The 24,027-nt window shown below is 37.4% G+C and carries 22 protein-coding genes, 11 tRNA genes and 1 rRNA gene; 32 read left to right on the forward strand and 2 right to left on the reverse strand.

Annotated features, from left to right (window positions below):
* Positions 1-86 precede the first annotated feature (86 nt).
* The 6 genes from murF to NKG37_RS08540 all read left to right on the forward strand — a co-directional run bounded on the left by murF (position 87) and on the right by NKG37_RS08540 (position 7,159).
* Positions 87-1,448, forward strand: coding sequence for a UDP-N-acetylmuramoyl-tripeptide--D-alanyl-D-alanine ligase (gene murF, locus NKG37_RS08515; RefSeq protein ID WP_101729031.1), 1,362 nt, complete (start codon positions 87-89; stop codon positions 1,446-1,448).
* Between the two features lie 323 nt (positions 1,449-1,771).
* Positions 1,772-2,464 carry an alpha/beta hydrolase gene (locus NKG37_RS08520; RefSeq protein ID WP_212119565.1) on the forward strand — a complete coding sequence of 231 codons (693 nt, stop codon included), beginning with the start codon at positions 1,772-1,774 and terminating at the stop codon, positions 2,462-2,464.
* Positions 2,465-2,604: 140 nt separating this feature from the next.
* Positions 2,605-2,799: a hypothetical protein gene (locus tag NKG37_RS08525; protein WP_254416077.1), complete on the forward strand. Its 195-nt coding sequence runs from the start codon at positions 2,605-2,607 to the stop codon at positions 2,797-2,799.
* 739 nt (positions 2,800-3,538) lie between these two features.
* Complete coding sequence (locus tag NKG37_RS08530) at positions 3,539-5,005, forward strand: degradosome RNA helicase CshA (RefSeq protein ID WP_302183215.1); 1,467 nt, start codon at positions 3,539-3,541, stop codon at positions 5,003-5,005.
* Positions 5,006-5,259: 254 nt separating this feature from the next.
* On the forward strand, positions 5,260-5,739 hold the full coding sequence (locus tag NKG37_RS08535; protein WP_016201254.1) for a PH domain-containing protein: 480 nt from the start codon (positions 5,260-5,262) through the stop codon (positions 5,737-5,739).
* Complete coding sequence (locus tag NKG37_RS08540; protein WP_169187738.1) at positions 5,732-7,159, forward strand: PH domain-containing protein; 1,428 nt, start codon at positions 5,732-5,734, stop codon at positions 7,157-7,159. Before NKG37_RS08535 ends, NKG37_RS08540 begins: the two co-directional genes overlap by 8 nt.
* 235 nt (positions 7,160-7,394) lie before the next feature.
* On the opposite strand, the gene NKG37_RS08545 is transcribed toward NKG37_RS08540, so the two are convergent.
* Positions 7,395-8,120 (reverse strand): rhomboid family intramembrane serine protease, encoded by a 726-nt coding sequence (locus NKG37_RS08545; RefSeq protein WP_212119571.1) that lies wholly within the window; start codon positions 8,118-8,120, stop codon positions 7,395-7,397.
* 107 nt (positions 8,121-8,227) lie between these two features.
* Here NKG37_RS08545 and acpS point away from each other — a divergent pair, with 107 nt between their 5' ends.
* From acpS to NKG37_RS08610, 13 genes are all read left to right on the forward strand, one after another.
* Positions 8,228-8,578: a holo-ACP synthase gene (gene acpS / locus NKG37_RS08550; RefSeq protein ID WP_254416078.1), complete on the forward strand. Its 351-nt coding sequence runs from the start codon at positions 8,228-8,230 to the stop codon at positions 8,576-8,578.
* 612 nt (positions 8,579-9,190) lie between these two features.
* Complete coding sequence (locus tag NKG37_RS08555; protein WP_254416079.1) at positions 9,191-10,201, forward strand: LolA family protein; 1,011 nt, start codon at positions 9,191-9,193, stop codon at positions 10,199-10,201.
* A 215-nt stretch (positions 10,202-10,416) separates the two neighbouring features.
* Complete coding sequence (alr, locus tag NKG37_RS08560; protein ID WP_254416080.1) at positions 10,417-11,574, forward strand: alanine racemase; 1,158 nt, start codon at positions 10,417-10,419, stop codon at positions 11,572-11,574.
* Between the two features lie 352 nt (positions 11,575-11,926).
* Positions 11,927-12,208, forward strand: coding sequence for a CopG family ribbon-helix-helix protein (locus tag NKG37_RS08565; RefSeq protein WP_016201247.1), 282 nt, complete (start codon positions 11,927-11,929; stop codon positions 12,206-12,208).
* Between the two features lie 4 nt (positions 12,209-12,212).
* Positions 12,213-12,563 carry a type II toxin-antitoxin system endoribonuclease NdoA gene (ndoA, locus tag NKG37_RS08570; protein WP_169187740.1) on the forward strand — a complete coding sequence of 117 codons (351 nt, stop codon included), beginning with the start codon at positions 12,213-12,215 and terminating at the stop codon, positions 12,561-12,563.
* An 841-nt stretch (positions 12,564-13,404) separates the two neighbouring features.
* A complete protein-coding gene (locus NKG37_RS08575; RefSeq protein ID WP_016201244.1) occupies positions 13,405-13,770 on the forward strand; it encodes an STAS domain-containing protein in 366 nt (121 codons plus the stop codon).
* Between the two features lie 3 nt (positions 13,771-13,773).
* Positions 13,774-14,175: an anti-sigma regulatory factor gene (locus tag NKG37_RS08580; protein WP_254416081.1), complete on the forward strand. Its 402-nt coding sequence runs from the start codon at positions 13,774-13,776 to the stop codon at positions 14,173-14,175.
* 11 nt (positions 14,176-14,186) lie between these two features.
* Complete coding sequence (locus tag NKG37_RS08585; RefSeq protein ID WP_016201242.1) at positions 14,187-15,197, forward strand: PP2C family protein-serine/threonine phosphatase; 1,011 nt, start codon at positions 14,187-14,189, stop codon at positions 15,195-15,197.
* Between the two features lie 55 nt (positions 15,198-15,252).
* Entirely contained in the window at positions 15,253-15,585 is a 333-nt protein-coding gene (locus NKG37_RS08590; protein ID WP_016201241.1) for an anti-sigma factor antagonist, read from the forward strand.
* A complete protein-coding gene (rsbW, locus tag NKG37_RS08595; protein ID WP_016201240.1) occupies positions 15,582-16,052 on the forward strand; it encodes an anti-sigma B factor RsbW in 471 nt (156 codons plus the stop codon). The genes NKG37_RS08590 and rsbW overlap by 4 nt, the downstream gene beginning before the upstream one ends.
* Entirely contained in the window at positions 16,030-16,827 is a 798-nt protein-coding gene (gene sigB / locus NKG37_RS08600; RefSeq protein ID WP_016201239.1) for an RNA polymerase sigma factor SigB, read from the forward strand. Before rsbW ends, sigB begins: the two co-directional genes overlap by 23 nt.
* On the forward strand, positions 16,824-17,420 hold the full coding sequence (locus tag NKG37_RS08605) for a PP2C family serine/threonine-protein phosphatase (protein WP_016201238.1): 597 nt from the start codon (positions 16,824-16,826) through the stop codon (positions 17,418-17,420). Before sigB ends, NKG37_RS08605 begins: the two co-directional genes overlap by 4 nt.
* A 222-nt stretch (positions 17,421-17,642) precedes the next feature.
* Complete coding sequence (locus NKG37_RS08610; RefSeq protein WP_254416082.1) at positions 17,643-19,832, forward strand: Tex family protein; 2,190 nt, start codon at positions 17,643-17,645, stop codon at positions 19,830-19,832.
* A gap of 101 nt (positions 19,833-19,933) precedes the next feature.
* On the opposite strand, the gene cmpA is transcribed toward NKG37_RS08610, so the two are convergent.
* Positions 19,934-20,050, reverse strand: a complete 117-nt coding sequence (gene cmpA / locus NKG37_RS08615; protein WP_101729026.1) for a cortex morphogenetic protein CmpA — start codon at positions 20,048-20,050, stop codon at positions 19,934-19,936.
* 268 nt (positions 20,051-20,318) lie between these two features.
* Between cmpA and NKG37_RS08620 the strand changes: the two genes are divergently transcribed.
* The 13 genes from NKG37_RS08620 to NKG37_RS08680 all read left to right on the forward strand — a co-directional run bounded on the left by NKG37_RS08620 (position 20,319) and on the right by NKG37_RS08680 (position 23,738).
* Positions 20,319-20,801 (forward strand): SprT family protein, encoded by a 483-nt coding sequence (locus NKG37_RS08620; RefSeq protein ID WP_040342602.1) that lies wholly within the window; start codon positions 20,319-20,321, stop codon positions 20,799-20,801.
* 153 nt (positions 20,802-20,954) lie between these two features.
* Positions 20,955-21,029 (forward strand) — tRNA-Asn (locus NKG37_RS08625).
* Positions 21,030-21,034: 5 nt separating this feature from the next.
* A tRNA-Ser gene (locus NKG37_RS08630) sits at positions 21,035-21,125 on the forward strand.
* 21 nt (positions 21,126-21,146) lie between these two features.
* Positions 21,147-21,218 (forward strand) — tRNA-Glu (locus NKG37_RS08635).
* A 25-nt stretch (positions 21,219-21,243) separates the two neighbouring features.
* A tRNA-Asp gene (locus NKG37_RS08640) sits at positions 21,244-21,320 on the forward strand.
* A gap of 19 nt (positions 21,321-21,339) precedes the next feature.
* A tRNA-Gln gene (locus NKG37_RS08645) sits at positions 21,340-21,414 on the forward strand.
* 1 nt (position 21,415) lies between these two features.
* Positions 21,416-21,491 (forward strand) — tRNA-Lys (locus NKG37_RS08650).
* 19 nt (positions 21,492-21,510) lie between these two features.
* Positions 21,511-21,595, forward strand: a tRNA-Leu gene (locus tag NKG37_RS08655).
* A gap of 51 nt (positions 21,596-21,646) precedes the next feature.
* A tRNA-Leu gene (locus tag NKG37_RS08660) sits at positions 21,647-21,730 on the forward strand.
* Between the two features lie 64 nt (positions 21,731-21,794).
* Positions 21,795-21,871, forward strand: a tRNA-Arg gene (locus NKG37_RS08665).
* A gap of 4 nt (positions 21,872-21,875) precedes the next feature.
* A tRNA-Pro gene (locus NKG37_RS08670) sits at positions 21,876-21,952 on the forward strand.
* Between the two features lie 38 nt (positions 21,953-21,990).
* A tRNA-Gly gene (locus NKG37_RS08675) sits at positions 21,991-22,064 on the forward strand.
* Between the two features lie 125 nt (positions 22,065-22,189).
* Positions 22,190-23,738: ribosomal RNA gene (locus tag NKG37_RS08680) — 16S ribosomal RNA — on the forward strand.
* The last annotated feature ends 289 nt before the right edge of the window (positions 23,739-24,027 follow it).

The following is a 24,027-nucleotide window of genomic DNA, read 5'->3' on the forward strand; positions in this document are numbered from 1 at the left end:
GCAACAACATAGCCTCTTCTTTTGTTCCATGAAACGGAGATTTGCTCCTCTAATGATGTATAACTGTGAAAAAAGGAGGTATTTTTTTGATTAAACGTACATATGCAGAAATTGCTACAATGGCAGGTAGTGTAGAAACGTTCGAGCAATATGCGAATGTTCAAATTAATGGGATTACGATTGATTCGAGAAAAATAGAAGCAGGGCAATTATTTATCCCATTTAAAGGTGAAAGAACGGACGGACATCAATATGTGGCAGATGCAATAAAACAAGGTGCCGCTGCAGCATTTTGGCAAAAGGATGTTCCTAATCCACCAGAGAATCTACCACTTATCTTTGTTGACGATTCATTAAAGGCTATTCAAGCTCTTGCTAAAAGCTATCTTCGTCAACTGAATGTTAAGGTAGTTGGGATAACAGGGAGCAATGGAAAAACTTCTACAAAGGATATAACAACAAGTCTTCTTTCCTTAAAATATAAAGTGCAAAAAACAGAAGGTAATTATAATAATCATCTTGGTCTTCCTTTAACTGTTCTAGGTTTAGAAGAGGATACGGATATTGCGGTGCTAGAAATGGGAATGAGTGGCCGGGGAGAAATTGACTTTTTGAGCCGGCTAGCAGAACCTGATATTGCTGTTATTACGAATATCGGTGAATCTCATATGCAGGATTTAGGTTCAAGAGAAGGCATCGCAGAGGCAAAGTTAGAAATTTTAAATGGATTGAAGGATAAAGGAAGATTTATTTACTTTGGAGATGAACTACTTTTATCAAGTCGTATGAAAAATAGTAAGGTTGATACAAAAACTTTTGGAATGGATCATGCTAATGATTTATATCCGCTTGAAATCAATGCGCTAGAAAATGGCAGTGCTTTTCATATTAATAAAATAGCCGCTCCATTCCAATTGCCTGTTTTAGGAAATCATAATATTCTAAATGCGTTAGCGGCAATGCTAGTAGCAGAGTATTTTGATATTCCTTATGAAGAAATGAATAAAGGACTTCAATCGCTAAAACTTACAAATATGCGTATGGAGTTAGTTGAAGGAAAATCTGGTGTGAAAATTATTAATGATGCTTATAATGCCAGTCCTACTTCTATGCTTGCAGCTATTGATGTATTAAAGAAGCTGCCAGGCTACGACCAAAAAATTGCAGTACTTGGTGATATGCTAGAGTTAGGCGATAAAGAAGAATCTTTTCATTACCAAATGGGAGAACGTCTCGAAGATGTCGATTACGTTTTAACATATGGAAAGCTGGGTAGTTTCATTGCAGAAGGTGCAAAAACAGTCCTTCCAGCAGATCGAGTATTTGCTTTTTTTGAAAAAGAACCGTTAATAGATAAATTAGTCTCTTATCTAAATGAGGAGACAGTAGTTTTAGTTAAAGCCTCTAGAGGAATGAAGTTAGAGGAAATAGTTAAGGCTATCCAATAATAGAAAAAGCTAAGCCTTATCAGATACGCGAAAAACGTTCTCTTTATAGGTTTGGCTTTTTTTCTGGAGTAAAAAGTAAATTCTTTCAGAAGCCAAGTGACCGATTGGAAATTAACGGACATCATTTGTCCCACTCTTAACAGGTAATAAGACCCGACTGTAAGTTGCAGAAAAACGAGGATTAGGTGTTAAGGGTAACTAAACATCAGTTGGGGAAAGAGGAATAACCCGCACTGATTGAATTTTCTTTATAAGGTGAAAAAAGAAGTGGTGGATAAAAATACTATTAAAGTGTAAAATATCTCTAATAGGGGAGAGGTAAAATGACAGCTTGTTTATGTATACATGGATTTACAGGTTCTCCGATGGAGGTGGAACCACTGGCTGAATATATTCAGAAACATACGAATTGGGAATGTGTTATTCCAACTCTTCCTGGTCATGGCAATGAATTAAGCTTAAAGGGGATTATGTATAATGAGTGGATTCAGCATGCAGAAGAAGCATTAAAAGATTTATTAAAGAGACATGAAATCGTGTATGTTGTCGGTTTTTCCATGGGTGGATTAATAGCAAGTTATTTAGCTACAAAATTTCCCATAAAAAAATTGATTTTGCTGAGTGCAGCAGCCTATTATGTGAATTTTACTCAGCTTCATCAGGACATAAGAATAATCTGTGCTGATTTTTTTAAAGGAAGAATTAGAGAAAATGAGCAATATAATCGCTATATGAACAAAATAAAAAGTACCCCGTTAGCCGCAACAATCCAGTTTAGAAAACTCGTCCAATATGTGAAACCATTATTAGCTAATATCCACGTACCAACATTAATAGCCCAAGGAGAGAAAGATGGCATCGTACCATTAAAAAGTGCAAGCTATATATATAATACTATTCGTGCTGAAAATAAGAAGATGATATGTGTAGAGGAATCTAAGCACTTAATTTGTCATTGTGAGAAAAGAGAAACGTTATTTCAAGAAATAATAACATTCCTCGAAGAACCTTCATAAGTTAAAAGTAACCACAAAAAAACGGGCGTATAGAATTAGGCTCGATTGGAAAGAGTAAAATTGGCAACGTCTGTAAACTTAGTTATAACTTTTTTCTAAAAGGAAACAGCAAAAACGAAAGATGCTTTATCCCACTCTTAATGGACAGTAAGGCTCCCCCTCAAGCTTATGAGAATACGAGCAAGATAGGTGGGAGATCAACTGTCCATAAAGGTCCGATTGGTGGTTCAACTAACTATCAGTGGGGGAGGAAGGAAAACCCCACTGATGGAAGTTTCACTTTATGCCAAAATGACTATGGCAAAAAAGACTTTGCAACGTTCTTTTTGTCATAAAGCGTTTACATTATAAAAATAGGGAAAAGATGCATAAAACCTAGATTTTCGGATACCCAATTTATTGCAAAGCGTATTTCTTAGTGATAAGATTATTTTAAAAAGTAGGGTGACAAACTTAACATTTGGGGCATAATGTTAGGGAAGAAAAACAATCTTTGTAAAAGATAAATTGGTCAAATAGAGAGAAATGATTTTTAATAAAAATTATTTAAGGTATCTGATTTTTTCTTTTAAAACGGGCGATATAATAATTATTTCTTTGTATTTGGCTAACTTTTCTTACTTAGCTAATTTTGTTTAAAGCTCCGTGAAATGATCATGTTTTTTTCGAACGTGAATTTTGAAGATTCTCATATAGGAGAAATAGACATAATCACAAATTGGTAACAGAGCTATTAAAATTAAAATAAATAGAAGTCATTTGAAATTTCCTCCTATTTATAACTCGGTTGAATAGTATCTCATAACTAATAAGAATTAAATATTTGCATATACCCTCATCATTCTCCTGATAAAGGTTGTAAGGCTATTGAAACCAACAATAACTTTCATCATTTATATAATAACGACAATCGTTTCTTTTTAATTGTATGGGGAAAGGCATAATGTGATGAATACGATATGCCATTTTAATATGTTTCATTTAGAAAAATGAGGTACATACGAATGGTTGGCATGATGGAGTTAATCCATCTGCTTAAGGATATTTTTAATGACTAGAAGGAGATTGGATATATTGGTAAAGTTTCAAGATTTAGGTATTAGTCCTGCAACAATGAAATCATTAAAGAGAATGGGATTTGAAGAAGCCACACCTATTCAGGCAGAAACTATTCCATTAAGCCTTCAAAATAAAGACTTAATTGGTCAAGCACAAACAGGAACAGGGAAAACAGCTGCTTTTGGAGTGCCTTTAGTTGATAAAATTGATGTAGCGAACGAAGTAATTCAAGGGATTATAATTGCTCCGACGCGAGAACTAGCAATTCAGGTTTCAGAAGAACTATACAAAATCGGTTATGGAAAACGTACAAGAGTTTTATCTATTTTCGGAGGACAGGATATAAACCGTCAAATCCGCGCATTGAAAAAAAATCCTCATATTATAGTTGGTACTCCTGGACGTATTTTGGATCATATTAATCGCAAAACGCTTCGTTTAGATAGTGTTCAAACAGTTATCTTAGATGAAGCAGATGAAATGCTGAATATGGGATTCATTGATGATATTGAATCAATCCTTTCAAAAATTCCAGCTGAAAGACAAACGTTATTATTCTCAGCTACAATGCCAGCACCTATTAGAAAAATGGCTGAGCGCTTCATGAAGGATCCTGAAGTGGTAAAAGTGAAAGCGAAGGAAATGACAGTACCATTAATTGAACAGTATTATATTGAAACACAGGAGAAAACGAAATTTGATATTCTAACAAGATTATTGGATATTCAATCTCCAGAACTAGCAATTATTTTTGGTCGTACAAAACGTCGTGTTGATGAGCTTTCGGAAGCATTAAATCTACGTGGCTATACAGCAGAAGGAATTCATGGAGATTTAAGTCAAGCGAAACGTATGTCTGTTCTTCGTAAGTTCAAAGAAGGAACTATTGATGTATTAGTTGCAACAGATGTAGCTGCACGTGGTCTTGATATTTCTGGCGTAACGCATGTATATAATTTTGATATTCCTCAAGATCCAGAAAGTTATGTACACCGTATTGGCCGTACTGGTCGCGCTGGAAAAGAAGGAGTAGCGATCACATTCATTACGTATCGTGAAAGATCTTATCTACAAGTTGTGGAAAAAACAACGAAGAGAAAAATGGAAAAGATGATTCCGCCAACAGTGGATCAAGCTATCGAAGGGCAGCAAAAAGCTGTGATTGAAAAAATATCGCAAATTGTGGATGAAAATAATTTGGATTCTTATCGAAATGTTGCAGATGAACTGCTTGAGCAAAAAGACGCTTCTACCATTGTAGCAGCAGTCCTAAAAATGCTTACAAAAGAACCAGATACAACTCCGGTTCAACTAACAGAAGAAAAGCCATTACCAACGAAACGCGATCGTAGACCATATGATAAAAATAATGATCGTGGTGGTCGCAAAAACTATAATCCACGTCAGCGTCAAGGATATGGCAGCAATAAACGCCAAGGGCAATCAAGTAATAGTTACAATAAATCAAAGTCTTACCGTTAAGTTTTGTACACAAAACCTCCATGAGAAATGCCTCATGGAGGTTTTCATTTATTCCACTCTTGATCCCTACAGCTGAGACAGGGAGAGGAACATAACTGCCATTAAAGGTCTGATAAATGCAACTAACCCTTACTGATGGAAGTTTTCTTTTTTATTTTAATAACAGAAAGCATCGAAAAATTTGAAACCACCTTATACATTTTTCGTATATAGTTAATAGGTACATACAAAAATTCAAAAAAGGGGAAATCTAATTGGTAACGATACCTCAAAACAGATTATCGAAAAAAGGAATAACCGTATGGCGCTTAACTGGATTAATCTCTTCTCTTATCATGATGGTTATTGGTGGAGCTTTAATTACACTCGCTATTCTTTTTGATTGGCACATACTTGTCAGTATAGGGACGATCATCTATCTGCTTTTTCATGTTGCTCTAACGATTGGTATCTTGCCACCGTTAAAGTGGAAAAGGTGGAGGTATGAAGTAAGAGGAGATGAGATTGAAATTCAGCAAGGTGTTATCGTAATAAAGCGAACACTCATCCCGATGATTAGAGTGCAGCACGTAGATATGAAGCAAGGACCGTTATTAAAAAAATACGAGCTTGCAACGGTTTCTATTTCAACCGCAGCCACGATACATGAGATTCCTGTCCTTGAAGTGGAGGAAGCAGAGGAAATAAGACATTATATTTCTAGTAAAACGAAGGTGGCGGAAGAGGATGTTTAAGCAAAGCAGACTTCATCCAGTTTCCATAATCTACGACATCTTAAAGCGGTTAAGAGAATTTATTTTCCCGTTTATAGGAATTATTGTACTTGGAGGAAAACCTTCTGAGTGGGGATTATATACAATTTTAGGGGCATCCGTCTTACTGTTAGTCATACTCATTAGTGGATTTTTATCTTGGAATTATTTCACTTTTTATGTGGTTGATAAGGAATTACGAATTGAGTATGGCGTATTTGTAAAAAAGAAGCGCTATATCCCCTTTGAACGGATTCAAAGCATTGATTTTACTGAAGGAATTTTTCATCGACCTTTCGGATTAGTAAAAGTGAAGATAGAAACGGCAGGGACTACAGAAGCGGAAGGTGAACTTACCGCTATTTCTAAAGCGGTTGCTCAAGATTTAAAAAGATATATCATTCAAAAGAAGAATGAACAGATTGGATCAGAAGAAGTGGTAGAAGTGGTAGAACCTGTTCAACAAGAAATCTACCGTATTACGAATAAGCAATTAGCTATTTTGGCATCTACGTCGGGGGGAGTAGGAGTCATAATTTCGGCGGTTTTTGCTTTCATTTCTCAGTTTGAAGATATTATTCCATATAAAAAAATATACGAACATATTCATCAGTTCATAACAAGTGGTTTGGCGTTAATTTCAATCGTTGTTTTTGTTCTATTTGTCCTACTGTGGTTGTTTTCATTATTGATTACATTGCTGAAATATGCGAATTTTACGTTATCGAAGACGAAAGATGATTTAATTATTACACGAGGACTAATTGAGAAAAAGCAGATTACTATTCCGTTGCAACGTATTCAGGCAGTTAAAATAACGGAGGCCATGCTTAGACAGCCATTCCAATTAGTAGGTGTTTCCATTATTAGTGCAGGGGGATCTTTTAATGATCTGGAGGCTGCGAATGTGTTGGCTATTCCATTATTAAAGAAAAAGCAGTTACCGCATTTATTAAAAGAAATGGTTCCTGAATATGAATACAGTGACCAGCTTACTCCACCCCCAAAACGATCTGTTTGGAGATATATTATAAAAAATAGCTGGATAGCCCTGCCTATTATCGTTTCACTTATCTACTTTTTTCATGGATGGGGAGCATTATCGTTGTTGTTATTGTTCATTTTACCATCATGGGGGTACTGGAATTACCGCTCAGCAGGCTACCATATCTCGGGTAAACAACTAATCTTATCCTTCCGCCAATTTAATAAAACGACTTTTATGATGAGACGTAATCGAATCCAGGCCCTTTATTACACAGAGGGATGGTGGCAAAGGAAGGGAGACCTTGCTTCTATTCAAGGTATAGTGCTTTCTGGTGCAGGAGGAGCAAATGGTGTAGTTACAGATCTTGCAAAAGAGGATGTAGAGAAAGTGTATGAATGGTATTCGCTAAGGTAAGAAAAAGGTTAGGACAATAACTAAACAGATAACCTGTAAAGACGAATAATCAATAATTTAAGTATTAAATATAGGTTGCGGATAATAGCAACAAACATGAAATGGGAACATACTTTTTAATAAAAAAAGCCCAAACAGTTATACGAAACTTTCATTAGTGATTCGTATAACTGTTTGGGTTTATCTTTGGATCGAATACTTGTGTCCCACCTTCTTTCGTAAGAAGAAAGGGAGATTACTGACTAAGAAAACCAATAATAGCAAGCCCGAAGATTACGATCCAAATAATAATTGATTTTCCTTCTGGTTTTTTTGCTCGGCGAAACTGTTGTTTTAAATAGTACCATTCTTCTTTATAACTGGATATAATGTTCTTTCCCTTTGATTCCGATAAACTTCCAATGATTAGGCCAGCTAGAAATCCAAAGATATGGGCAACAATATTTATATTTGGCTGTAAAAAGGTCATAATTAAGCTAAGTACAGCAATCGTCGTAATAATTTGGGCGTTGCTCTGTGAAATAATGTCTTTTCGAAATACAACTAGACTAATATAATAACCAAACAATCCAAATATTGCTCCACTAGAGCCTAAGTGAACATAAGTAAGTGGTTCAATGAGAAGGGTAATAAGATTCGCCGCAATACCAGTAACTAAATAAATAAGGAGAAACTTAAATTTGCCTAGTATTCTTTCGAGAGCCGGGCCGAATAAGAAAATACTAAAACTGTTAAACAGAAGATGGGCAAATCCTCCATGAATGAAAATGGGAGTGATTAATCGCCACCATTCTCCTTCTACTATATAAAGATTGACGCCGATCATTGTATCTAATAAATACTTATTCGGAAAAATAGGAAGATTGGTTAATAAATATAGTATTAGATGAATGAGTAAAATCATTGAAACGATAGGATAATAAGTAATATACTCTTTAAAGCTTTCTCTTCTGGTAAACAACTGTATTTGATACCTCCTAAATAGCTTCTTTCTACAATAATAGCCAAACAATAGGAAAAGATACAATATATTATGCTCACAATGAATAGAATAGAAGGAGTTGTCTTATGATTAAAGGCACAGGAATTGATATAACGGAAATAGAAAGGATAGAAACTTTGCTTCAAAGACAGCCGAAGTTTGCAAATCGAATTCTGACCGATAAGGAAATGGAAAAATTTCAGCAACTATCTGGACATCGCAAAAATGAATTTTTGGCAGGAAGATTTGCGGCGAAAGAGGCATTTGCCAAGGCACTTGGTACAGGGATTGGAGCAGATTTAAGTTTTTTGGATATTGAAATAGATTATGAGGGACAAGGAAAGCCTTTTATTTTAAAACCATTTTCTGAAGGCGTCCATTTATCTATAACCCATAGCAAGCAGTATGCTTTTGCTCAAGTCATCATTGAAGAATAAGGGAAACGAGATGAATTCATCGTTTTCCTTATTTTTTTGTTTGAGGTAAATAGAAAACTTTAATTATTAATATGAATTAGATACAAGGAGCTTGAAAGTATAATATATTGTTTTTTTGATGGCTGTTTTTCTAAAAGGTTGTTGTTTTTTCAAAAGGAGAAAAGAATTAGTTGGAAAAATGGAGCAGCCGGAATACACGAAGACGCCACGGGGATTAGCGAGACAGTCTGAGACCCTGCAGGCGGAAGCAGACCGCGGCTCAGCGCAAGCCTCAAGGAAAGCGAAGTGTATGCTGGTTGCGGGTAATAGCAACAAACTTTACGAAAATAGCCCTTTTGATTTAATCATATCATCCCCGTTTATTTAAGAATGGATAAAAATTTGCCAAAGGAAGATAAATATATAGAATTCCAACAAAAAGACTTATTATTCCAAGTAGCATATTCCTGAAGGTTGTCTCATATATTCATAGAGAAATAGGAGAGACAAGTATGGTTTTCAGTTTCTAATAGAAAATTCCAAGGAATAAGAAAGAGGGATTTTTTTACTAGAAATGCTGTTTGCTTATTTTTCTCTCTTTCTACGTGAAATGAGAATAGGGGAGTTGAAAAAATGAACAAGAAGATTTGGTTGCTATTTGTAGGGCTAACGGTCATGCTTTTGTTAACTGCCTGTGGAACAAAATCGAAAGAAGATGTTCTGACTGATTTAAAAGAAAAGGTCGAGACAAAGGGGTATAAAGCAGACGCCGAAATGACTCTCAAAATGGGAACAGAGCCACAAACTTACGAAGTGGAGGTCTGGCATAAAGACCCAGATTTTTATCGAGTAAATCTAAAGAATTCAGCAAAGAATCAGAGCCAAATGATTTTGAAAAATGAAGAAGGCGTGTATGTTTTAACACCAGCTTTAAACAAAAGCTTTAAGTTTCAAAGCGAGTGGCCAGAAAATAGTAGTCAGGCTTATCTCTATGAGTCTTTAGTGAAAGATATTGAAGAAGATAAAGATGTGAAATTTTCTGCTACTGATAAGTATTATGTGTTTGAAACAAAAACACGCTATCAGAATAACAAAATGCTTCCAACACAAGAAATTACTTTTAGCAAAAAAGATCTTTCGCCTGTAAGTGTAAAGGTTAAGGATGTAGAGGGAGTAGCTCTTGTTACAGTTAAATTCTCCAATGTGAAATTTGACGTATCCTTTGATAAGAAGGATTTTGATTTACAAAAAAGTATGACAGCGGCTAAGATGGTTATTCCAGTTATGGGAGAAGTCGAAGATAAAAGCTTTACTGTTAAATATCCGGAAGAACCGTTAGAAGGAGTTAGCTTAGTAGAAGAGAAAAAAATGGCTTCGGAAAACGGAAATCGTGTGATTTTGACATATGATGGGGAAAAGTCCTATACGATTATTCAAGAAAAAGCAGTGGTAGCACCAGCTACAGCAGGACCAATTGTTAGTAAGGGAGATCCCGTGGATTTAGGATTTACCATTGGGGAAGTAACAGATTCTAAAGTATCTTGGACGTTTGAAGGCGTTGATTATACTATTGCATCGACTGATTTAACTCGTGATGAACTAGTTACAGTTGCACGCACTGTACAAGGAGAAGCAATAAAATAAGCATTTGTTAACAGCTTCTATTTTAGAGGCTGTTTTTTTTTGTTGTTTTTTCAACATTCTGAGTTGATTTTCGCTGGGACACTTGACTTCAGTGGAAAATGAGTGGAAAGGGAGATCCAACAGGCGAAAGTCGAGGATAGGAATTGACAAGCTGTTAAATCAGTAGAATAATTTAGAATACAAGCTTTTTATTTCATGAAGGACGTGTGAAGATTTTGAATCAAGAAGATACTTTTTATCGAGATACATGGGTGGAAATTGATCTTGATGCTATTGCATTTAATGTTAGTGAGTTAAGAAAAAGATTACATCCTGAAAATAAATTGATAGCGGTAGTAAAGGCAAATGGATATGGGCATGGAGCTTTGCAAATTGCTAAAACAGCATTACAGTCTGGTGCGGATAGCTTGGCTGTAGCTTTTTTAGATGAGGCGATTAGTTTAAGAAATAGTGGTGTTACTGCACCAATTCTTGTACTGGGCGCAAGTAGACCAAAAGATGTTATGACAGCGATAAAAAATCAGGTGACTTTAACTGTTTATCATGTGAACTGGCTGGAGGAAGCTCAACAATTTTTAAGTAAGGATGCTTCTTTAACGATCCATTTAAAGTTAGATACGGGCATGGGGAGAATTGGTTTAAGAAAGGAGCAGGAGATCCAGCAGGTAGAGGAATTACTGGTAAAGCATTCGAATATTGTCGTGGAGGGAGTTTTTACTCATTTCGCGACAGCGGATGAAAAAAATTCTTCTTATTTCGAGAACCAAATTCAACGCTTTAAGGAGCTACTTTCTTCCTTTTCAAAGCTGCCAGCAATTATTCATTGCAGTAATAGCGCGACCAGTCTTTTACATCCAGATTTACAATATAATGCTGTTCGTTTGGGGATTTCGATGTACGGATTGACACCATCTCTTGAGATTGAGCCTGATTTACCTTATCTATTAAAAGAAGCTTTTTCCTTGCGCACAAAATTGGTCCAAGTGAAAAAGTTAAATAAAGGGGATAAAGTAAGCTATGGTGCAACATATGAGGCGGAAGAAGAGGAGTGGATAGGTACTTTGCCAATCGGCTATGCGGATGGATGGTTACGTAAACTGCAAGGACAAGAGGTTCTTATTGACGGAAGGAGAGTACCAATTGTTGGGAGGATTTGCATGGATCAATGCATGATAAGGCTCCCTTTCTATATGGAACCAGGTACAGAGATAACACTGATTGGGAAACAAAAAGATGAGATTATTTCTGTTAATGAAATTGCTGCTAAATTAGAAACGATTAATTATGAGGTTACCTGTATGATTTCTACAAGAGTCCCTCGTGTGTATAAACAAAATGGTGTTTTTACAGAAACAATGAATCCTTTAATTTAATTGTATATATAAAGGATAGAGGTATAATGCAAATATTTTAGGGCGATTATTGTAAAAAACATTATTTTAACTCTAGACTAAATAAATAGTAATGGATGATGAAAATAATGAATACATTAATTATGGTCACAGATACCATTTAGAGATAACTAATATGAAAAATATGGAATTACAGCTATTGTTTTTGAGAATATTTTTCGTTTTTTCCATTCTTTCATGCATAAAAGGGATAATTTTTGGCGGATAATACAGTAGAATTGCTGAATGGACTTTGCAGAAACAATGAATAGTGGTATGATTAAAAAAAGGCAGAGCTAAAAATGGTGTGTAGTGATGGTGGAGGTGTATGTTTGTGTCTGAATCCAGCGCAACGACAGAGATCATGATAAAATTACCAAAGCATTTGTTAACTGAATTGGACGGCTTCGTTAAGCAGGAAAATGTTAATCGTAGTGAATTTATTTATCAAGCAACGAAAATGTATCTTCGCGAACGGAAAAAGAGACATATCCGCGAATCGATGAGACGAGGATATATGGAAATGGCTAAATTAAATTTATCCATTGCATCAGAAAGCTTTCTCGCAGAATACGAGGCAGAGCATACAGTAGAACGTCTTGTAAGCGGAGGGTAATCCTTTGATTGTCAAACGTGGTGACGTTTATTTTGCAGACCTATCCCCAGTTGTTGGTTCAGAGCAAGGCGGAGTCCGTCCTGTACTTGTCATTCAAAACGACATCGGGAATCGGTTCAGTCCCACAGTCATTATTGCAGCAATTACAGCTCAGATTCAAAAGGCTAAATTGCCGACTCATGTGGAAATTGATGCGAAGCGATATGGTTTTGAAAGAGATTCAGTAATTCTTTTAGAACAAATTCGTACGATAGATAAACAGAGGCTAACGGACAAAATTACTCATCTTGATGAGGGAATGATGGAAAAAGTCGATGAAGCTCTACAAATTAGTTTAGGTCTCATTGAATTTTAAGAATAGAATGCGCTCGTTTGTAGCGCTTTTTTTTTATAGTAACCGTTCTGCATGTGAAATAGCCTGTATATTGTTAGTAAAAGAACCTCCTATTTTTAATGGAGGTTCTCAGTTTGTCGACAAAAAGATTTTTAGAAACTTACATTGAATTTTCATGCGTTGCTTGGAGTGGAAGGGGTGAGACTCCTGTGGGATTAGCGAGACAGCTGAGACCCTGCAGGCCAAAGGCCGAAGCGGCTCAGCGCGAGCCCCACGGAAAGCGAACCCCTGGAACGGAGAGCAACATCCCTATTCAAAGGGACTAATAAATATACTATAGACAAACCTCTATATCTAAAATTCAGGGGTTTGTCTACACTTTGAGAACCTCCTATCTTTAATGGAGGTTCTTTCTATTTTAATTTTAAAAGCACTAATAATAAAAAAGTAGGCATCTGTCTCTATGGTGTGACAAAAAATTTTATTAACTCGTATAAAAAGGTTTCAAAAAGAATCAGAATGGGAATATAGAAAAGTCATCTCCTATATAAATATAGGATCAGTCAATTTTCAACTGAAAATAATGCCCAAAAATACCGATTGTTTTTCAATATATCAGTTTTTGAAAATAGAAAGTCTCTCTTAATATGATAAAATGGAGAAAGGCTAATTATAATTATAGAGCAAGTAAACAGGTTAAATGAAATGTGCTGGAGATCTATAAAAAAAATGTATTAATCTATATGATGTAGATAAATACCAAGGTCTATATTTAGCATTTGCTTCTGTCATATAGAGAAATCCCTATAAAGGGATTGGTAAGTTTGTAAAAATATATTAAAAGAAAGTTGGTTGGTTTTGGGTGAATAGAGTAAGAATACCAATATTAAAACTTTATGACTATTTACTAGTATCTATTCAATGGGAGTTAGATGACCAAACAGCCCTTCAGTTTCAAGAGGATTTATTAAATAAAATCCATGAGACTAGTGCAAGTGGAGTAGTTATTGATTTAACTTCCATTGATTTTATAGATTCATTTATTGCAAAAGTGTTAGGTGATGTAATCGGTATGTCGAAGCTAATGGGGGCTAAGGTGGTACTGACAGGAATTCAACCTGCTGTTGCCATCACCTTAGTAGAACTAGGTATCAGTTTAAACGATGTTTTAACTGCCTTAGATCTAGAAAAAGGTTTGGAGAAATTACAACAGGAATTGGAGGATTGACCTATGGGAGACCAATCCTGTTTAAAAATCGTAAATGAATGGGACATCGTTGCTGCTCGACAATTAGGCAGAAATATTGCAAAAGAGCTCGGCTTCGGTACCGTCGATCAAGCACGTATTACAACTGCAATTAGTGAACTAGCAAGAAATATATATTTGTATGCTGGACAAGGACAGATTTGTATTGAAAAGCTGTTTGAAAATGGGAAATCAGGTTTGAAACTAATTGCAATAGATAGTGGTCCTGGAATCAAGGATATTAGACAAGTGATGCAAGACGGTTTTTCTACCTCCGGCGGGTTAGGTGCTGGATTACCAGGTGTAAAAAGGCTGATGGATGAGTTTGATATTAAAACCTCTATCGGTGAGGGGACAGAAATTCAGGCAGTGAAGTGGCTAAGATAGGGGGAGAGATAATGGATTTCCGGGAAATGATGGAATCTAAGTATCGAGATCTTCTTGTGAACTATATTAAAGATGAATCGGAACAAGCTCTTTATCAAGGGCAAAAGTTTAGTAGAAAATCCATTGAACAAAAAATATCGCCAGAAGATATCATCAGTTTACATAAATCAATTCTTATGGATTTATACCCAGAGATGCCTGAATATGTAACAAAATCCTTTGATATTCTTTTAGAGGTCATGATTGGGTATGGATTTGCCTATAGAGAACATCAAAGCCTTCGTCATGTTCAACAAGAATTAAGAAGTGAAATGGAGATCGCTGCAAATGTTCAGCAAACATTATTAAGCACTGATATTCCAAAAGCAGATGGGTTAGATATCGGCGCAATCAGTGTTCCTGCTAAAATGATGAATGGAGATTATTATCACTTTGTTCATGATGATGATCAGGTGATTAATATTGCAATTGCGGATGTAATTGGAAAAGGAATTCCTGCTGCTATGTGCATGTCGATGATTAAGTATGCGATGGATAGTCTCCCTGAAAATAGGAATAAACCAAGTAATGTATTAGAAAACTTAAATAGGGTTGTAGAGCAAAATGTAGATCCCAGTATGTTCATTACGATGTTTTATGGAGCGTATGATGTATTGTCACATGTATTTCATTATGCGTCAGCTGGTCACGAACCTGGCTTATATTATCAAGCAGAAACCAAGCAGTTTAGTGAGTTGAAAACAAAGGGATTACTACTAGGCGTCGATAAAAAAACAAAATATCAGCAATTTGAAAAGCAAGTTTATCCAGGTGATATGATTATTTTAATGTCAGATGGAGTAACCGAGTGTAGAACGAAGGAAGGCTTTATTGATAAAGAAACGCTTCTTGGATATATAAGAAAACATATGCACTTAGATGCACAAAATATTGTCAAAAATGTCTATAAGGAATTAGAAAAGATTCAAGACTTCCAATTGCGTGATGATTTTACTTTAATTATTTTTAAAAGAGAAGTTTAACATCGTAAATGATCGGGTATAAGACAATATCGTAATAATGTAAAGGTGGGTCGGGATGAATATCATAATCGATGTAAAGGAAAAAGAATTGGATGTAGAAGTCAAGGTTTCTGGTGAAATTGATGCGTATACTGCTCCAAAACTAAGAGAGCGAATTTATTCCTTTTCTGAACAAGAAGGAATAAAAATGATAATAGATTTGTCAGATGTTAACTATATGGACAGTACTGGTTTAGGGGTATTTGTAGGCATATTTAAGAATGTTCGTGCAAACAATGGCGAATTCAAGTTAATAGGTCTATCAAGCCGTTTAATTAGATTGTTTGAAATAACTGGATTGGCAGATATTATAGACATAAATAGTAAGATAGAAGGTGGAATCCAATGAGTCATTTTGAGTACATCGAAATGAAAATTCCTTCTAAACCAGAGTATGTTGGGATTATTCGCTTAACATTATCTGGAATTGCAAGCAGAATGGGCTTCAGCTACGATGAAATTGAAGATTTAAAAATAGCGACAAGCGAAGCATGTACAAATGCTGTGCAACATGCGTACAAGAATAATGACGCAGGAGAAGTTTTAATAGGATTTCGATTATATAATGATCGCTTAGAAGTTATTGTAGCTGATAATGGAAAGAGTTTTGACTTTCATTCCACTACAAAAGATTTGGGCCCTTATGAGCAGGATGAGTCAGTGGAATTTCTTCGCGAAGGAGGACTTGGCCTATACTTGATCGAAACATTAATGGATGAAGTAAAGATTCACCATAATAACGGGGTAACTGTTTTCATGACTAAATACCTCGAAGGAGAGCAGGTGGAGAGGGATGCAGAAACAATCTCAACCTAATCGCCATTTACCAAAAGAAGAAGTAAATGCATTAATAAAACAATTTCAGAGCACACAAGACGAGCAGGCACAAGAAAAGCTTGTTATAAATTATCGTGACTTAGTAGAAATGCTGGCACGAAAATATTCTAAAGGAAAAATGTTTCATGAAGATATTACACAGGTTGGGATAATCGGATTAATAGGAGCTATTCATCGATATGATGAAAGTTTTGGGAAAAGTTTTGAAGCGTTTGCTGTCCCAACGGTTATTGGAGAAATCAAACGATTTTTAAGAGATAAAACGTGGAGTGTTCATGTACCTAGAAGAATTAAAGAACTTGGCCCTAAAATAAAGAAAACCGTTGAACAACTTACTACTGATTTACAACGTTCACCAAAGGTAAATGAAATCGCCGATTATTTAGAGGTATCCGAAGAAGAAGTGCTAGAAGCAATGGAAATGGGCAGAAGCTATCAAGCGTTATCTGTTGATCATTCCATTGAAGCGGATTCGGAAGGCGGAACTGTTACACTTCTAGATATTGTAGGAGATGTGGATCAAGGGTTTGAAAGAGTGAATCAAAAGTTAGTACTGGAGAAGGTATTGCATGTATTAACGGAGAGAGAAAAAAGCATTATTCAATATACATATTTGGATAATCTTAGTCAGAAGGAAGCTGGAGAAAAACTTGGGATTTCTCAGATGCATGTTTCAAGGCTTCAAAGAAGAGCAATTAAGAAGCTTCAAGAAGCAATACAGGCAGAATCCAGTAATTCGGAGTTTATCTTATGAACGAGTTGAAAGACAACAATGTTCATGTACTCGCCTATCAGACTAGCAAGAAAGGGAAAACCCTTTGTGGAGATAGCTTTTTTTATACATCAACGGATGATTACTTTGTTTGTGTATTAGCGGATGGTCTTGGCAGTGGCGAATACGCAAATGAAGCATCCGTTGCAGTTACTGAGATCATAAAAGAAAATCATGCGAAATCAGTAGAGGAATTAATGGAACTATCGAACGATGTTCTAGTAAAGAAAAGAGGAGCTGCTGTTTGTGTTTTCAAAATAAACTATGCTTCTAAGACCATTGTTTATAGCTGTGTAGGCAATATACGTTTTTTTCTGTATTCTCCTTCAGGTAAATTAACCTATCCACTCCCGGTAACGGGGTATTTATCTGGGAGACCTCAACATTATCATACACAACGTTTTACTTTTGAGAATCATGCCAAATTTCTTGTTTTTTCCGATGGGTTTAATATTCAAGGAATTAAAAACTTGCTAAAAGGATATTTACCGATTAGCTCCATAGCGGATAACATTGTTGGGAAATATAATAATTCAGACGATGATTCTACCTTTATTCTAGGAAGCTTGCTTTAAAAAGTAAGCTTTTTCTTTTTGTCTAATAGTAGGTTTTTAAGTAGATAGAGCGGCAAAATTAAGGAAGGGAACGTAAATTCATGTGTTGATAATATGCTTTCATGAGACCTTTTGATAAAATAGAAGTAAGTGAAAATAAAAGGTATTACTTTTAGTGGGTAAGAGAAATGGAAAGACTGTTTCAAGTGAGTTGGATGGAGATTAGAAAGGATAGTGAGTCGTATGGAGAAGGTTTTGGAACAGCAAAAAGGGCAGGATTATTTATCTATTATTGCAAAAGAACAGAATGTTTCAATGAAACAGGTGAAAAGTGTTATTACATTAATAGAAGATGGGAATACCGTCCCTTTTATTGCTAGATACAGAAAAGAACAAACTGGGGCACTAGATGAGGTGCAGATTAAGGATATTATTGATCGTTATACATATATTCAAAACCTAGCACAAAGAAAAGAAGAAGTTATTCGGTTAATTGAGGAACAAGGAAAACTGACAGAAGAACTTCGCAAGAATATTACAAAGGCAATCAAGTTACAAGAAGTAGAAGACCTTTATCGTCCGTATAAGCAAAAGCGTCGAACAAAAGCAACTATTGCAAAGGAAAAAGGCTTAGAGCCATTTGCAGAATGGTTATTAAATAGGAATCAAGAAAACTCTTTGGAAGAGGAAGCGCATAAATATATTTCTGAAGAAAAAGATGTACTAACAATCGAAGATGCGATAAATGGAGCGAAGGATATATTGGCAGAGCGCATATCGGATGACGCAGAGAGCAGAAAATGGATTAGAAACAAGACGATGCTTAGTGGGAAAATCCAATCTAGCTCTAAAAATGCTGAAAAAGACGAAAAAAATATTTATGAAATGTATTATGAGTATGAAGAACCGGTAAACAAGATTGTTCCTCATCGGACATTAGCTTTAAATAGAGGGGAAAAAGAAGATATCTTAAAAGTAGCGATTATTGCTCCTGTCGATGTGATAATAGAATATTTAGAGAAAAAATGGATAACAAATACTCGTTCGCCTGCAGCGAGCATTATAAAAGAGGCGTTAGAAGATGGTTATAAACGTCTTATTCAGCCTTCTATCGAAAGAGAAATAAGAAATGAGCTAACAGAAAAGGCTGAAGAACAGGCAATACATATTTTCTCAGAAAATCTTAGAAATCTATTATTGCAACCACCATTAAAAGGGAAAATGGTTCTTGGTGTAGATCCAGCATATCGGACAGGCTGTAAATTAGCAGTAGTAGATGAAACAGGAAAAGTATTAGAAATTGGTGTAATTTATCCACATCCACCTGTATCAAAAACTGCAGAAGCAAAAGATAAATTTCAAAGCATTCTTAACCGCTATAATATAGAAATGGTTGCAGTCGGGAACGGAACAGCATCAAGGGAAACAGAACAATTTGTTGCAGAAATGCTAAAGAAACAAAACAAAGAGATCTTTTATTTAATTGTGAATGAAGCAGGTGCAAGTGTCTATTCTGCTTCAGAAATTGCTAGAGAAGAATTCCCGGATTTTCAAGTAGAAGAGAGAAGTGCGGTGTCAATTGCAAGAAGATTGCAAGATCCACTTGCTGAGTTAGTGAAAATTGACCCGAAATCTGTTGGTGTCGGTCAATATCAACATGATGTATCGCAAAAAAAATTAGCTGAATCATTGCACTTTGTCGTAGAGACCGCAGTTAACCAAGTAGGTGTTAATGTAAACACTGCATCTTCTTCCCTATTACAATATGTCGCTGGCCTTTCCAAAGCGGTTGCTAATAATATCGTGAAAAAACGAGAAGAAGAGGGCAAATTTAGTAATCGTAAGCAGTTAAAGAAGATACCACGTCTAGGAGCAAAAACATATGAACAAGCAATTGGCTTCTTGCGCGTCTTGGATGGAGAAGAGGCTCTAGATCGAACAGGTATCCACCCTGAGCATTATGATGAAGTGAAAAAACTCCTATCTAAGTTAGGATTTAAGTCACAGGATATTGGCACGCAAGCGTTAAAAGAAGCCTTGACGAAAGTAGCATTAAAGGAGATTGCCCAGGAACTTAATATGGGAGAATTAACATTAAAGGATATTATTGATGCATTAGTTCGTCCATCTCGTGATCCACGTGAAGATCTTCCCGCACCGCTATTACGTAAAGATGTATTGAAGCTAGAAGATTTGCAAACAGGAATGGAACTACAAGGTACGGTTAGAAATGTAGTCGATTTTGGAGCGTTTGTAGATATTGGAGTAAAACAAGATGGCTTAGTTCATATTTCTAAGCTGAGCAACAAGTTTGTTAAGCATCCACTTGATATAGTAAGTGTAGGGGATGTTGTTACGGTTTGGGTAGATAGCGTAGATCATAATAAGGGAAGAGTTGCACTTACGATGCTGAGCCCAAAAGAAGAAAAATAACGAATGGAAGCAAGCCTGCGTTTACTAAAAAAAGCAGGCTTTTCCTACATAAGAAGAGTTGATTGAAAGTTATTCGTACAATAATCAAGTAAGAGCGAAAGTTAACTAGGAGTATTTTTACGGCAATAGTAATACCAGCATTGATTCAATAGCTTTACTTGATAGCTGTTTTTTTCATAGAAAGCTTTTTTAATTTGGTTTTGTAACCAATTAGGCATTATATCCACTCCTTCCTTTTATTTCGTTATGGCTAATTTAAGAGCTCTCCTTCTTTTAAATTCCATTAGTTTATATAAGAGAAGCGAGAAAAAAGGCTGTTTGTACTTGTTTGAAAAAAAACGGAAATTTAGACGCCGCTCTAAATAACATAACGGGTAAAATATGCTTTGGTTTAAGTGGTATCCATGATTTGTGTAGATTTTAGTAGGTGATAAGATTATTGTATGCTATAATAGTTTGTCTTGTTGAGGAGGGATGAGCAGAACGATGACAAATGAAGAATTACAAAGGTTAGTGGAGGATATATCATGGGAATATTTTAAAAGGAAGTTTGAACACGAAGCATCTTTTAATCCCAGATTAAGAACCACTGGGGGAAGGTATTTATTAAGTTCGCATAATATTGAAATTAATAAAACGTATTATGAGATGATGGGATTGGATGAATTAATAGGGATTATTAAGCATGAATTATGCCATTATCATCTTCATTTATTAAAAAGAGGTTATCAGCATAAGGATGCAGACTTTAAGTCTCTTCTAAAAAGGGTAGGTGGTCCAAGATATTGTTCTCCCTTACCAGCTGAAAGTAAGAAAGGAAAATCAAAGAAATTACTTATTTATTCTTGTGTTTCTTGTAAACAGAAATATACGAGAAGAAAACGAATGGACATAAAAAAGTATGTTTGTGGGAAATGTAGAGGGAGATTAATATTAGAAGAAATAATAGATGTGGATAGACAATCTTAACGTGGTTAATTTTTATTTTAAAAAAGTTTTAAAAGGCGCTTGACTTATTATTTATATGTCCTTATAATGTAAAGAGTCGACAAGAGAGCGGCTGATTAATTCAACTGCTAATAACTATCTTGTTTAGATAGTGGACAAGTCGATCAAAATTATTCCGCAGTAGCTCAGTGGTAGAGCATTCGGCTGTTAACCGAACGGTCGTAGGTTCGAGTCCTACCTGCGGAGCCATTTTTGGGGAAGTACTCAAGAGGCTGAAGAGGCGCCCCTGCTAAGGGTGTAGGTCGCGTGAGCGGCGCGAGGGTTCAAATCCCTCCTTCTCCGCCAGAAAGCAATTTTAAAGATCATGGCCCGTTGGTCAAGCGGTTAAGACACCGCCCTTTCACGGCGGTAACACGGGTTCGAATCCCGTACGGGTCACTTGTTAGTTGTTATTAGAAAAAATGGTCCGGTAGTTCAGTTGGTTAGAATGCCTGCCTGTCACGCAGGAGGTCGCGGGTTCGAGTCCCGTCCGGACCGCCATTTATATTTATTTGTTTATTGGGCTATAGCCAAGCGGTAAGGCAACGGACTTTGACTCCGTCACTCGTTGGTTCGAATCCAGCTAGCCCAGCCACGAGCCATTAGCTCAGTCGGTAGAGCATCTGACTTTTAATCAGAGGGTCGGAGGTTCGAATCCTCCATGGCTCACCATTTTGAATATTAGAATTAAGCGGGTGTGGCGGAATTGGCAGACGCACTAGACTTAGGATCTAGCGCCGCAAGGCGTGGGGGTTCGACTCCCTTCACCCGCACCATCTAATGAACGAAAAAGATTTATGAATGTACAATGGATTATCTCTTATAGTGCGGTCGTGGCGGAATGGCAGACGCGCTAGGTTGAGGGCCTAGTGGGGGTTAACCCCGTGGAGGTTCAAGTCCTCTCGGCCGCATCGAAAAAAGTGTTGACAGCCGATAAAAAGTATTGTATGATTATAAAGTCGCTTTCGGAAATATGCGCCCGTAGCTCAATTGGATAGAGCGTCTGACTACGGATCAGAAGGTTATGGGTTCGACTCCTTTCGGGCGCGCCATATTCGGGAAGTAGCTCAGCTTGGTAGAGCACTTGGTTTGGGACCAAGGGGTCGCAGGTTCGAATCCTGTCTTCCCGACCATGAATATCAAGTAAAAGTGAATATTACTCTCAACTAATGCGGGTGTAGTTTAATGGTAAAACCTCAGCCTTCCAAGCTGATGTCGTGGGTTCGATTCCCATCACCCGCTCCAAATTATTTTATTGCTCTTTGAAAACTGAACAAACAAACGTCAACAATAATCGTTTTATAACGAATGTTATAGAATGAAAACAAGTAATATAAAAGCTAGAGTTTAGCAATGAGCTAATCAACTCTTTATTGGAGAGTTTGATCCTGGCTCAGGACGAACGCTGGCGGCGTGCCTAATACATGCAAGTCGAGCGGACTTTAAAAGCTTGCTTTTAAAGTTAGCGGCGGACGGGTGAGTAACACGTGGGCAACCTGCCTGTAAGACTGGGATAACTTCGGGAAACCGGAGCTAATACCGGATAATCCTTTTCCTCTCATGAGGAAAAGCTGAAAGACGGCATCTCGCTGTCACTTACAGATGGGCCCGCGGCGCATTAGCTAGTTGGTGAGGTAACGGCTCACCAAGGCAACGATGCGTAGCCGACCTGAGAGGGTGATCGGCCACACTGGGACTGAGACACGGCCCAGACTCCTACGGGAGGCAGCAGTAGGGAATCTTCCGCAATGGACGAAAGTCTGACGGAGCAACGCCGCGTGAGTGATGAAGGTTTTCGGATCGTAAAGCTCTGTTGTTAGGGAAGAACAAGTACAAGAGTAACTGCTTGTACCTTGACGGTACCTAACCAGAAAGCCACGGCTAACTACGTGCCAGCAGCCGCGGTAATACGTAGGTGGCAAGCGTTGTCCGGAATTATTGGGCGTAAAGCGCGCGCAGGCGGTCCTTTAAGTCTGATGTGAAAGCCCACGGCTCAACCGTGGAGGGTCATTGGAAACTGGGGGACTTGAGTGCAGAAGAGAAGAGTGGAATTCCACGTGTAGCGGTGAAATGCGTAGAGATGTGGAGGAACACCAGTGGCGAAGGCGACTCTTTGGTCTGTAACTGACGCTGAGGCGCGAAAGCGTGGGGAGCAAACAGGATTAGATACCCTGGTAGTCCACGCCGTAAACGATGAGTGCTAAGTGTTAGAGGGTTTCCGCCCTTTAGTGCTGCAGCAAACGCATTAAGCACTCCGCCTGGGGAGTACGGCCGCAAGGCTGAAACTCAAAGGAATTGACGGGGGCCCGCACAAGCGGTGGAGCATGTGGTTTAATTCGAAGCAACGCGAAGAACCTTACCAGGTCTTGACATCCTCTGACACTCCTAGAGATAGGACGTTCCCCTTCGGGGGACAGAGTGACAGGTGGTGCATGGTTGTCGTCAGCTCGTGTCGTGAGATGTTGGGTTAAGTCCCGCAACGAGCGCAACCCTTGATCTTAGTTGCCAGCATTAAGTTGGGCACTCTAAGGTGACTGCCGGTGACAAACCGGAGGAAGGTGGGGATGACGTCAAATCATCATGCCCCTTATGACCTGGGCTACACACGTGCTACAATGGATGGTACAAAGGGCAGCAAAACCGCGAGGTCGAGCAAATCCCATAAAACCATTCTCAGTTCGGATTGTAGGCTGCAACTCGCCTACATGAAGCTGGAATCGCTAGTAATCGCGGATCAGCATGCCGCGGTGAATACGTTCCCGGGCCTTGTACACACCGCCCGTCACACCACGAGAGTTTGTAACACCCGAAGTCGGTGGGGTAACCTTTTGGAGCCAGCCGCCTAAGGTGGGATAGATGATTGGGGTGAAGTCGTAACAAGGTAGCCGTATCGGAAGGTGCGGCTGGATCACCTCCTTTCTAAGGAAAATGGAATTTACATTCCATCATAGATTGTTGACGATTTGTTGTTCAGTTTTGAGGGAGCAATTAATTCCTCAAAACAGTAAGAAGTTTGAGGGTAAAGAGAAACGAGTAGATCAAGGAAGCGCCTGAGTGAGCACCGTAGCGTACGACAGTACGTGAGGAGCAGAGCAAAGAAGCTGACGAAGAGATGCGAAGTTTATCTTTAGCCGAAATTGTTCCTTGAAAACTAGATTATGAATAGTAAAAACAAGAAAGAAACCGAGTAATCGCCATCTTAGATTCT

Source organism: Niallia sp. RD1, from assembly GCF_024219955.1.
Lineage (GTDB): Bacteria > Bacillota > Bacilli > Bacillales > Cytobacillaceae > Niallia > Niallia alba.